Source organism: Flavipsychrobacter stenotrophus (genome assembly GCF_002954265.1).
In the GTDB taxonomy this organism is placed as follows: Bacteria; Bacteroidota; Bacteroidia; order Chitinophagales; family Chitinophagaceae; genus Flavipsychrobacter; species Flavipsychrobacter stenotrophus.
Window position 1 is genome coordinate 698,998 of record NZ_PPSL01000002.1, and the last position, 11,889, is coordinate 710,886.

Sequence of the window (11,889 nt, forward strand, 5' to 3'; positions counted from 1 at the left end):
AAGTCTACTTCGCCTTCTTCATCTGCTTATCAATAAAAGGTGATGAAGTGTGAAATCTGAAAGTGCCGACTTTCTTATCGTTTTCCAGCCACACCCCCATGGCGTGAATCGATTTTGTAAAAGTCACTTTATATATCATTACGCTATCCTCCGGTTCCATGGCCAGGAACTTGTAACCGGTCATCTTTCCGTATTTCTTAGTGAGTTCATCATTGGTCTCCTTGCTCCATAGCTTGCTCTTATGTTCTCCCCATGTATCTGAATACATGTTGATGAGGCTGTCTATCATACCTCCATTATAATATTTCTGAAAATTGGCTACGGTACGGTCATAGTCCGTCTTAGACTGGGCCTGGGCCATAGCAGGTGACAATAACAGAATGAAGAAGATCTTTTTCATATTTCCGATAGTCTTAAGTTCCAATATACAAATTATTCTAAATGGCAGTTGTAAAATGCATCGTTGCCAACACCGTTATAAGAACTGCATCTTGATGCTGCCTCGGTGTGCGAAAGGCTATCCATGCCCTGTGTCATCCCTCCCCCAAGCCCACCCTGGCATTTGCAGGTTTGGCCGCTGCTGGCTGCGCTTTTGCTACAGGAAGAGATCAGCATTACTGTAAAAGCCAACAATGAAAAGGTAGTCCATGTTCTCATTTCACACATTTAGATAAAAATACTAATTGTTTGGATATCAATAACCGGAAATCATTATTTTTATTGCCAGCCACGGCATCTATGAACAAGAAGATTATCTATCTGGCAATTCTATCATTGCTCACTTTTTCCAGATCTTCTCATGCACAATTGATTGCATGGCAGCCGGATATAAAGTTGACCTGGAGTGATTTCGTAGCAACACCCGACCCAAAAAGCTACTACTGGGCATATACATATACCCTTCTCAACTATGAATGGACCTGTGATGCATATGGCAATGTTACTGTAACTGTTGATTGTTCCCTTGATTTGAACAAGTCATGGAAAAGAACCGACAAAAATCTCACTCCCGCGTTATTGCAACATGAGCAACTTCACTTTGATATTGCGGAGTTACACGCACGGAAACTGCGGCAAGCATTTAATCTGTATGCCGCTTTCCATAAATGTAACCCTGCATTGGCAAGCGACTTGAAAAAGATATTTGACATAATAATAATAGAGAGTAATGACTATAACGTGCTTTACGACAATGAAAGCGATCATTCGCTAAATAAACTCCAGCAGTGGGAATGGAATAAGAAAATAACTGCTGAGTTATGGAGCCTTAGCATTTTTGCAAGCAAAAAATGATCAATAATCACCAAACAAAAACACACCTGTCTTTTTATTGCTCTTGAAGTGTTTTTTCTTGCGGTATTGATCTCTGATATCCTCCTCCCAGCTTCACACCCAAAACAAAATTGGGTACCATTGCTATCTGGAAGTAATTATAAGGAGCTTTAGGGTTAGCTACGGTAAACTCATCCTGCTCATAATACACCTTCTTGTCTCTGAATTTCACAGACGCCTGGGCGCCAATATAGTAGTCGAAACAGATGTGTTTTGAATAGCGTTTCTGGCCAATGTAGAACTGAGGAACAAGCGCCAGGCACTTTTCAGACTGCAACCTGAATGACGGATTGGGGATGACAGGGTCTGTATTCACCTGCATTTTATCGTACCAGAGATATTTGATACCCAAGGTAGGTGAAAAGTAGTTTTTCCATTTTCTGTCTACCCATTTTGTGAAGAAAGTATAGCCAACCTTTACACCAGGCCGCTGATATACACCTACACTTACGAAGTCGAACTTGTTTTTCTTAATGCCAAACTTATCATTGTAGTGGTACTGGTACTCCAGGTCTACATGCCAGCTGCGCATATGGTTATTTTTTATGGAAAACCACTCTATCCCCAGCATGGGCATTTTCTGCACGGCATAGCCAATGTCGGCATTGATAAAGTAGTTGGGCATTCTGCTCTGTGCATGGATAGATGACGAACCAACGAGCAAAGCAATAATTATAGTGAGTGGCCTAAAGAAAGTCATGGTCAAATATACAAAAATATGACAGTCAGCTGTACATGCATAAACTGAATTTATATAGCATCAAATAGCCCGCTGTTTCAAATATAACGCCAGTTTTATTTGTAGTTCATCTTATTCATTTGTATTTTACAAAACCGCTAACAGTGGTCATTTACTTAATACCACACAAACCAATACCTTTGCAACCGCAATAACACACATTTATGGCAGACAATAATTATAAATTAGATACTAAGTTAATACATGCAGGTGTAGTTCCAGACCCTACAACGGGAGCGATAATGACCCCGATCTATCAGACCTCTACCTATGTACAGGCTGCCCCCGGCGATCATAAAGGATATGAATATGCCCGTACGCAAAACCCTACACGTACTGTGCTCCAAAATGCACTAGCAGCAATAGAAAATGGCACTCATGGCCTTTCTTTTGGTAGCGGCATGGCAGCAACCGATGCTGTAATGAAATTATTGCAACCTGGCGATGAAGTGATCGTATCTAACGACCTGTATGGTGGTACTTACCGCATTATGACCAAGGTCTTCGCTAACTATGGCATCAGGTTCCAGTTCATAGACATGCACGATGCTCAGAACATCAACAACTTTATCACTGCCAATACCAAGATGATATGGATAGAAACACCAACTAATCCATTATTGAATGTTATAGACATTGAAGCATGCGCCAAAATAGCTAAGGCTAATAACTGCCTGCTCATCTGTGATAATACTTTTGCTTCACCATATTTACAAACCCCGCTTGATCTGGGAGCTGATATAGTGTTGCACTCTGCTACAAAATATCTTGGCGGGCACTCTGACGTAGTGCATGGTGCGCTGATCGTGAAGGATGCGGCTCTTGACGAAAAACTTCGTTTTATACAAAATAGCTGCGGTGCAGTACCTGGTCCGCATGATTGCTGGCTGGTACTTCGTGGAATCAAAACACTACACGTGCGCATGCAGCGCCACTGCGAAAACGGTGAGGCTATTGCTAAATACCTACGTAATCACCCCAAGGTGGGCAAAGTGCTGTGGGTTGGTTTCGAAGATCATCCTAACCATGCTATTGCAAAGAAGCAAATGCGCGGTTATGGTGGTATGATATCGTTCACATTGAAAGATGACAGTATGGACGCTGCATTGTCTGTGTTGAAGAAGACACAGCTGTTTGCATTGGCTGAATCTTTGGGCGGTGTTGAGTCATTGATAGGCCACCCTGCCAGCATGACACATGGTTCTATTCCTCGCGAGGAGCGTATAAAGAACGGTCTGGTTGATTCATTGATAAGGCTGAGCGTAGGTATAGAAGACATCAGTGATCTGATCAAAGACCTGGAACAAGCTATTGGATAATTGCTCAGGGCACGGTTTTAACCATATTCTTTATTTGAAAATACACACACATGAATTTTAAACTGAACAATATACCGGAGCGTACCCAACGCCCCCGTAACTATGGACTGACAATGGTAATGGACAAGGGCATGGGACTGGATGGCGTGAGAGATTTCCTTTCGGTTGCTGCCCCTTATGTAGATATAGTGAAGCTCGGATTTGGTACAAGTTACATTACTAACAACCTGAAGGAAAAGATAGCAATTTACAGAGAACATGATATCCCTGTTTACTTCGGCGGTACATTGTTTGAAGCATTTTTAGTACGCAACCAGTTTGATGATTACCTGAATGTGATCAAAGAATTTGGCCTGGAGCATGTAGAAGTATCTGACGGATCAATAACAATTCCGCATATTGAAAAATGTGGTTACATAGAGAAGCTGGCAAAGCATGTTACTGTACACTCTGAAGTAGGGTCTAAAGATGCCACACACATCATGGCTCCTTACAAGTGGATAGAGCTGATGAAGGCAGAACTGGAAGCAGGTGCTACATACGTTATAGCCGAAGCACGCGAAGCAGGCAATGTAGGTATCTATCGCGGATCGGGAGAGGTAAGAGAAGGGCTGGTGCAGGAAATATTGACGCAGATCCCTTATGAAAAGATAATATGGGAAGCACCACAGAAAGCACAGCAGGTATACTTTCTGGAACTACTGGGTGCCAATGTGAATCTGGGTAACATTGCGCCTAATGAAGTAATACCATTGGAAGCAACACGCGTAGGACTACGTGGAGATACATTCCATATGTTTTTGAACAAGTAATATCCAGGATACTATAACAACAAAAGAGAGAGGGAGCACATATATGTGCTCCCTCTCTCTTTTGCATTAAAAAAGCGGGTTGAATGTATCATTCAACCCGCTTGTAGATTATTAAAACAAACTAATGATTACTTACTTACACTCACCTTTCCACGCTGGGTAGTTACACCATTTTCAGTAATGGTGTAGAAGTAAAGGCCTGCAGACAATGCAGAAAGATCAATTGAACTCTTGCCATTGAATGATTTTGTAGCAACTACCTGTCCGTTTACAGAAACCAGGCTGCATTCCATTGTTGCCGCGCCACCTTCAAGGTAAAGTACATCGCTGGCAGGGTTAGGGTAAACACTTACCTTCTGTGCATTTACAGCATTTACAGCATTTACCTGCGCTACACCTGTCATAGTTACATCATCAACCCACATAGTACTACCTACAAATGCAGTATCTGAGCTACTTGCAAAAGTGATGCGTACATTATTTACATACAAAGCCGGGTTAGCATAAACTACATTGGCAGTGAACTGTGTGAATGCAGGAGTAGCACCAATTCTCACCGTGCCTACGCCCAGCAATGAATCAGGATTACCCGCAACGTCGCCGTAAGTCTGAACCAGAATATTAGCGCTATCCAGCGTATTTGTTGGTGCATACTTGATCCATGCACTTACTGACGTGGTGCGCAATGTAGTTGCCTGTCCGCCTGAGAAAGTTACCGCAAATGTGGTAAGGTCTACGCTTACTACTGCGTTCGTCAATAAACCAGGGAAGATACCAAGTGTATCCTGATCTTCAGTAACCAGTTTGGCAGCATAAGAACCACCATGAGCGTTGGCGGCAGAATCTTTAAATACCTGCTGCTGCCATACTGTATCTGGTATACCCAAAAGGCTGCCCAATAGCTGGCCATCAGCAATGATCAAAGAGTCAACTCCATACCAGTTATTTGGGGCGCGCACTACTTTAGGGTACGTTGATCCTGCAGATCCTACATGCCATGCTTCCATATCGCCGCCGGTTACAGTTTGTGCGTCAACAGAAAATGCAAGCGCAAGTGCACTGAATAAAAAGTAAATTTTTTTCATGATATTATTTGTTTAATATTTTTTTCGAAACAAAATTAAGAATTAATTCTATCTAAACATATTTTTATTGCTTCAAAATCAGGCACTTCACCCGCATTTTCAAGCACTTCGGCGTACTGTACAATACCCTCTTTATCTATTACAAAAGCAGATCTTTTAGACACGCCTTCCATTTCCATAACAAATTTGTCATAGATAGTGCCATAGGCAGTTGATGCCACTTTGTTGAAATCACTGAGTAGCGGGAAGTTTAAATTTTGTTCTGTTTTGAACTTGTCTAAGGAGAAAAGAGAGTCTACAGATATTCCATATACCTGCACGTTCAGCTGGTTGTACATAGCAAGATTATCTCGTACAGAGCATAATTCTTTTGTACAAGTGCTTGTAAAGGCCAAAGGGAAGAACAAAAGCAGCACATTCTTACCGCGTTGCTCGTTAAGAGTTACTACATTCTTTTCGTTATCGCGCAGGGTAAAATCCGGAGCCTGCATTCCTGTTTGTATGTTCATATTCATGTTTATACATGCAAAAGTATGGATAAGGGTAAGATAAATCAGCGCACCTGCAAATAAAAAACGGTTGGCACTTTCGTACCAACCGTCATGAAATTATTTAATAGACCAATTAATTGTGCTCCAATACTATTTTGTAGCTATTATACTGTCCACTCTCATCTCTTACCTGTAAGTAGTAATTACCATTAGGCAACGCTGAGAGATCAATATCTGCATGAGACTGATTATTGATAGTCTGATTAACGACATTCTGACCCAATGCATTGTACACATTTAATGTCACATTTACCGGCTGGCTATTCCAGTCAAGAGTAACTATACCTGTGGTAGGATTAGGGTAAATATTAGCATGTGCCTTATTGATATCAGCTACATCCAACAATGAAATATAGATAACATTAGACTGTATTGAAGGGCAGTTGATATTATTAGCAATGATGTAGTAATATCCAAGCGCTGTAGGATGGTAGAAAGTATCTGTGGCTCCAGGTATCAATGTTCCGCTGCCTGGTGTTGATATATTGCTACGATACCATTGCATAGTTCCAGAGCTGTAAGTAGACAACATATCACCTATCAAATTGAGTACAGGTGCAACTGGCGTAGTGTCTCTTATCATTACAACGCCGGGAACTATGATAGTGTCATGGGCATAGCAGCCGCCATCGGTTTGTCTTACTTCCAGACTTACCACATCTGTATTAGCAAACAATGCCGAATACGTAGGCGTACCAACCGAGATAAGGCCTCCATTCAGGTACCATGCAAAATATGGGGCTGTTCCAAAAGAATCAAAGACCGCCGTAAACGTTACCGGATCTGAAAGACACCCGGGATTGGTACCCGCTGTAAGGGCTATTGTAGCATAGTTGCTAAATACATGTTTAACCTTTGTATAGATAACGTTAGACATCACCACAGGGTTGAGCACGCATGTATCTGTTGTTGTCATTACCACATAAACACTGTCGCTGTCATTGAGCGCAGTAGTCACAAAGTCAAACCCGTTGGCACCGGTTACAGGAACACCTTGTATGTACCACTGATAGGTGATGTTGTTACCAAAGCCATTGGCTACAGAACGGAAAGTATCACTGCCACCCTGGCAAATAGAATCAAATACTGCAGTAATTCCAATTGTTGCGGTAAGATGAATATGGATGATAGGAACCGGAATAGAGTATGCTGTATCATAAGATCTGCATGACGCATTAGATAGCATACGGCAGGTAACAGTATCTGCACCGCCAAACACCCGTGTTATGCGCATACTGTCCTCACCCGGAAGCTCTACATTATTAATGAACCACTGATACTGCGGGGTGATACCACCAATGATAGGATACGCCTCGAATGTAAGCGGAGAACCGGCACAATCGGGGTTGCTACCAACAATAAGAGAAGTAAGTACCCTTGGCGGGATACTCGGTAAATGGTGTATAGTAATACTGTTTGAACGTGAACTGTCAAATATGCCGAAGCTGTTAGTGAAAGTAAGCCAGCAATGAACACTATCTCCGTCATTCAATGCCGTTGTAAAAAATGTATCCAGCATAATACCGGTAAATACATTGTTTACATACCAGTGATATGCAACAGGGTTAAAAGAGGTGTCGCTCTGTACTGCGGTAAATTTCAGCTGCGTACCAACGCAGGTCGTATCAGTATAGGGAGGTATATATATCCTTACTGAGTCACGTACCTGTGCGTTTGTAACTGATTGAGATCCGATGAATAACAGGAAGACAAGTATAAGTTTACGTATCATATGCATATACAATTTTCAATCACGCATTTGGGCGTGACACACTTTGTTTGGGTAAAAATAAGAAATCATTTAAATAATCAGCAACATTTTTAGCATATCAACAGTAACGGTAAAATAATTGAGTGATAACCCTTTGTGGTAAACCCATTATTCGGCACCTTTTCTCTCCGTTCCGGCCATTATTTTATTTAATGCAGAGGTGCTAACTTATATGGGGGGTAATTTAAAAAGTAAAACTAAAAGAATTGTATATATAGCGCAAAATCTGCGCTAGTAGCGGAATACAGCCGTATTTGTGTTTTTTGCATTGGCACTTTAAAAGGTAAAACACTTTAATTCTGCTTTAATTCTGCTTTAACCGGAAGGGGTGAAACTGGCTGTTTTACCCCTTTTGCTTTAACTGGATGGTGAATATACGCCAATAGTGACTTACAGACGATACAGCAGCGCACTTTTATGCTAAAAACAGGCTGTTTTAAAGGTATTTAAACGCTTTTATTCTCTCTGATCTCTGCCATACTACCGTTTTCCCTATTTGCATTGATTATCAATAGTATATAATTGTAAAATATTTTATTGATTACACGATAGATTACAGTGAGATTACAGAAAAGATTACACAGTGCTGTAATCTGCAATGACGTGGAAAGGCTCAAAAATGCCGATTTAGATATAGGGCTAAGGCAATATTTATGGCTAAAACGGCAAAATAACAGCACTTGCAAAGGGGGGTATAAGCAAAAAAAGCATAGTTGCATTGGTGGTAAAAACGACAAAACCCGCTATAGTGGCGGGTTTTGTGTATGGATGATTTAATAAAGCTTAAAACAGCACAAAATTTACTGTTTATATCGGGTTGGAATGGTCTTTCCAATAATAAGAACTGCTATAATAGCTAAGTACCCTGCTACATTGATAGTATTTGATTTAGCGGCAATAAGACCAGTGTTGTAGACACTATCCCCGCCATTTGTCATAACTGTAGTATCCATTGAAACACCAACGCAACCAAGAAAAGTGGCTATCAATAAGATGGCTATTCCTAATACTCGTAATATTTTCATAAGCTATTTCTATTCTGAAAGGTAAATAATATCTTCTTTGTCTAATGGCTTGATGTCTTTCAAAAAATTACTAATTGCAGTGTGCAATTTATCAATTCTGCCTTGGTATGGTTTTAACTCTTCAATTTTATTCAAAGTGTGTTTTTTATACTGATTGTATGTAGGTAATGAAGGATTTGGATCGAGAAAATTAGGGAAAAAGCTTTGTTGAGTTGGATCATAAAAATTTAGATACTCTGATGTTGCAAGCTCTAATAGTTCGACCATCTCAGCAAATTTCTTAACCGACTGGAATAATTTAATGTGATTACTATCGTCTTTTTCCAATTCGTACTGAAGACGAGACTTAAGTAAATTAGCGTCTCTTTCCAACCCCTTGATCGTCTTGCTTCTTTCGTCAATTTCGTTTTCCTGAGCAGGTGTAAGAGGCCTTCTAAGCTGAACTGGTTTCTCCTTAAAGGTCACATGGGGTTCCTCCGAATAATTCTCAATTGATGGTTCTGCATCGTCAAAAAAGAAAGCAGGCTTTATACTAAATGTGTCGCACACCTTCTTTAGTGTGTCGTATCCAGGCATTGACTTATCGGTTTCTATTAAAGCCAACGTAGACCGGCTGACACCAATTTTTTCAGCAAATTTCTCTTGAGATAATTTAACATGGTTGCGGATACTCTTTATCCTGCTTGACAAACTAATCATAAAAATGTTTAAAAAACGATACAAATTGTTTGTTTTATAAACAAACATTGTTTTATTTTGCTACAAATATTGTACAAGATATGCAACAAGTTGTCAAAAAACAAAACGAAATCAAGGCTTCTATTCCGTACGGAGGGTTTAAAGAAATCGCAGCATCTGCAAATACTAGTGTTTACACGGTGAGCAGAGTAGTAAATGGTAAAAGCCGTAATCGAAAGGTATTGGCGGAAATCAATAACTATTTGGCGGGGCTAAGGAATGATAAAGAAACTCTACAGGATAACCTGAAAGCTGTAAACGAATAACAGCCTATGAGTTGATTACTACCTGACACATCAAATACTATTAAATACGCTGATATGCTGCAAACAATAACCATAGATGAACTGAATATTCTTTCCCCTGTTTTCAGCAAGGGTAATAAAGAATATAATGCACTGGTGACAAATCTTTGCCGGAATAGAAATTCATCAAAGAAGGTGTGGCAGTCTTATGAGCATCCCGACAATAAGCGGAAGGTGCTTATTATCTATAATACCATTCCGCAAGAGTTTAAAAGTAAGTATGGCTTGCCTGTTGACTTTAAAGAAGCGAAAAGGCTTATTAAAGAGCGAAATGCTGCCATTGAAGCCCAAACCAAGGATGTTGCAGCCTTGCCTGCCAATAAGAACATTTTAAGGGAACTGGATAGGCAAAGAGACAGTAATAGCGGTAAATATATGCCGCTGTATTCAACCTACTGCAAAAAAGATCTTGCAGCGACTACCAAACTAGCAAAGGAACATGCATTGCGGGTAGCAGTGGTGGAATATAAGGACGTAGCAGGCGTGAAGATAAAGCAGCTTCATCAGGCTTACCTGCAACTATCGCAGGCAGGCACACAGAACAATTACTACAAGTTTAGCAGCGTTATAAAGCACCAGTGGACGACAGAGCAAGGCATAAGCCTTACACACGGCCATGCAGGTAGGGAGCGTGAAGACCTAAAAAAGCTAACTGATACGCATTTAGCCATAATTGAAGAACTGTATAAGCATAGCAACCAGTGGAGCCATAACCACATTACAGAACAGCTAAACAAGTATTGCAAAGCTAATGGCTTGCCAGAAGTAAGCAGGCGCACAGTGGGCAACCATCTGCAACAATCGGAGGTATATAACCGCCTGCTTAGTATCAGAAACAAAGAAGCATTTAATAAGAAAGTAGCACCATTTTCAAGGCGTACTGGTGCGCTTAATGCGGGTGATCTGTACTATATGGATGGTAGCCCTACACAGATACCCTGTTGGAACAATGACCGGACAAAGGTTATTCGCCATACACTGTTTGTAGTGCTTGACAGCTACAGCCGTAAAATTGTTGGCTTCCATATTGCTGAAACAGAAGACCGCTTTACATGGCTTAGTGCAATGAAAATGGCCTTTAGCATGGCGGGAGCATTGCCCGCTGAAATAGTATATGATAACGGCAGTGCAACAACATCAGCGGAGTTTATACAGCTAAAAGATAAGGTCAAATTGATGGGCTGCAACATGAGGGCGGCACTACCAGGAGAGCCAACAGCAAAAGCACAGGTGGAAAGGTGGTTTGGCAGTTTTCAAAGCCAATATGAGCGAATGATAGAGGGCTTTGTAGGTGAAGGTATAAGGAGCAAAAGAGAGACAGGGCGCATAGATGCGGAGTTTCTTAAAAAGGTTCACAAGGATAACGGCTACCTGACATATGACAGCCTTGTAGAGACATTGAGCATATTGGTAAATGCGTATAATCAGAAATCGACACCTAAGAAGGCCGCACCATCGGTAAAGTTTGCAGACAATGAAAAGCCAAACATGAGGGCTGTAGCGTCTGACCAATTGGCATTCTTATTCTGGAAAAACAGGGAAATAAAGGTGAGCCGGAGCGAGGTAAAAATAGCAGTAAGGAATGTGCCTTACTACTATGGCATAACTGACTTTAATATGCAAATGCAACTGAACGGGCAAACGGTAAAAGTGTACTACGATGAATGCGATATGTCGAGCGTTCACCTGTTTGATCTGCACGATGAACCACTTTGTGAAGTAAGGCAAAAGTTTATGTTCCATGAAGCGCAGGTAAATCAAACGCAAACAGACGTTAACAATATAATGGGACAAAGCAGCCATAAGAAAGCATTTGAGCGCAAACTGAAAGCAGATAGCAGGGCTAAGACGGCTACAGCACAGGCGGCACTTGGTGACAGCCTAAGCAAACTACTGAACCCGCTTGAAATGTTGAAAGAAGATTACAACAATGCAGAAACGGAACAATTGATGGACTACATAAGGCAGGAGCATAGAGTAAACCCGCTGAACGTAGACACCTATAAACCAGTGACAGACAATCTACCTGTTGAAAAAAGATATGCTAAAAAGCACCTGCCTAAGAAAGAACTTGAATTAGTAGTGGTGGGTAGCATGCAATAAAAAAATGGCGGGGGCTATGTCCAGTAGCACCCGCCAAACCAAATGTAACGTGAATTACAAATATCAAACAATAACCATTAAAAAACAACAACCAGTATGGAACGTGAAC

The 11,889-nt window shown here is 41.0% G+C and carries 13 protein-coding genes; 5 read left to right on the forward strand and 8 right to left on the reverse strand.

All coding sequences use genetic code 11. From position 1 onward, the window contains the following. Positions 1 to 4: 4 nt before the first annotated feature. Positions 5 to 400, reverse strand: coding sequence for a hypothetical protein (locus tag CJD36_RS08140; protein WP_105038634.1), 396 nt, complete (start codon positions 398 to 400; stop codon positions 5 to 7). A 32-nt stretch (positions 401 to 432) separates the two neighbouring features. Further along, positions 433 to 657: a hypothetical protein gene (locus tag CJD36_RS08145; RefSeq protein ID WP_105038635.1), complete on the reverse strand. Its 225-nt coding sequence runs from the start codon at positions 655 to 657 to the stop codon at positions 433 to 435. An 81-nt stretch (positions 658 to 738) separates the two neighbouring features. On the opposite strand from CJD36_RS08145, the gene CJD36_RS08150 reads away from it, so the two are divergent. Beyond that, positions 739 to 1,293: a DUF922 domain-containing protein gene (locus tag CJD36_RS08150; protein WP_105038636.1), complete on the forward strand. Its 555-nt coding sequence runs from the start codon at positions 739 to 741 to the stop codon at positions 1,291 to 1,293. A gap of 34 nt (positions 1,294 to 1,327) precedes the next feature. Here CJD36_RS08150 and CJD36_RS08155 read toward each other — a convergent pair whose 3' ends face one another. Continuing rightward, entirely contained in the window at positions 1,328 to 2,032 is a 705-nt protein-coding gene (locus CJD36_RS08155) for a hypothetical protein (protein WP_105038637.1), read from the reverse strand. Positions 2,033 to 2,235: 203 nt separating this feature from the next. On the opposite strand from CJD36_RS08155, the gene CJD36_RS08160 reads away from it, so the two are divergent. After that, positions 2,236 to 3,390 carry a cystathionine gamma-synthase gene (locus tag CJD36_RS08160; RefSeq protein WP_105038638.1) on the forward strand — a complete coding sequence of 385 codons (1,155 nt, stop codon included), beginning with the start codon at positions 2,236 to 2,238 and terminating at the stop codon, positions 3,388 to 3,390. 50 nt (positions 3,391 to 3,440) lie between these two features. After that, positions 3,441 to 4,202 carry a phosphosulfolactate synthase gene (locus CJD36_RS08165; protein ID WP_105038639.1) on the forward strand — a complete coding sequence of 254 codons (762 nt, stop codon included), beginning with the start codon at positions 3,441 to 3,443 and terminating at the stop codon, positions 4,200 to 4,202. A gap of 128 nt (positions 4,203 to 4,330) precedes the next feature. On the opposite strand, the gene CJD36_RS08170 is transcribed toward CJD36_RS08165, so the two are convergent. From CJD36_RS08170 to CJD36_RS08190, 5 genes are all read right to left on the reverse strand, one after another. Continuing rightward, on the reverse strand, positions 4,331 to 5,287 hold the full coding sequence (locus tag CJD36_RS08170; protein WP_105038640.1) for a T9SS type A sorting domain-containing protein: 957 nt from the start codon (positions 5,285 to 5,287) through the stop codon (positions 4,331 to 4,333). A 35-nt stretch (positions 5,288 to 5,322) separates the two neighbouring features. After that, the gene (locus CJD36_RS08175) at positions 5,323 to 5,796 is read right to left on the reverse strand and encodes a redoxin domain-containing protein (RefSeq protein WP_105039048.1); all 474 of its coding nucleotides are present in this window, start codon (positions 5,794 to 5,796) and stop codon (positions 5,323 to 5,325) included. A gap of 115 nt (positions 5,797 to 5,911) precedes the next feature. Then, the gene (locus CJD36_RS08180; protein ID WP_161499252.1) at positions 5,912 to 7,570 is read right to left on the reverse strand and encodes a T9SS type A sorting domain-containing protein; all 1,659 of its coding nucleotides are present in this window, start codon (positions 7,568 to 7,570) and stop codon (positions 5,912 to 5,914) included. 839 nt (positions 7,571 to 8,409) lie between these two features. After that, positions 8,410 to 8,634 (reverse strand): hypothetical protein, encoded by a 225-nt coding sequence (locus CJD36_RS08185; protein WP_105038642.1) that lies wholly within the window; start codon positions 8,632 to 8,634, stop codon positions 8,410 to 8,412. Positions 8,635 to 8,643: 9 nt separating this feature from the next. Next, the gene (locus CJD36_RS08190) at positions 8,644 to 9,381 is read right to left on the reverse strand and encodes a helix-turn-helix domain-containing protein (RefSeq protein ID WP_105038643.1); all 738 of its coding nucleotides are present in this window, start codon (positions 9,379 to 9,381) and stop codon (positions 8,644 to 8,646) included. A gap of 32 nt (positions 9,382 to 9,413) precedes the next feature. Here CJD36_RS08190 and CJD36_RS08195 point away from each other — a divergent pair, with 32 nt between their 5' ends. Continuing rightward, on the forward strand, positions 9,414 to 9,638 hold the full coding sequence (locus tag CJD36_RS08195; protein WP_105038644.1) for a LacI family DNA-binding transcriptional regulator: 225 nt from the start codon (positions 9,414 to 9,416) through the stop codon (positions 9,636 to 9,638). A gap of 54 nt (positions 9,639 to 9,692) precedes the next feature. After that, positions 9,693 to 11,780 carry a DDE-type integrase/transposase/recombinase gene (locus tag CJD36_RS08200; RefSeq protein WP_105038645.1) on the forward strand — a complete coding sequence of 696 codons (2,088 nt, stop codon included), beginning with the start codon at positions 9,693 to 9,695 and terminating at the stop codon, positions 11,778 to 11,780. Positions 11,781 to 11,889: the final 109 nt, after the last annotated feature.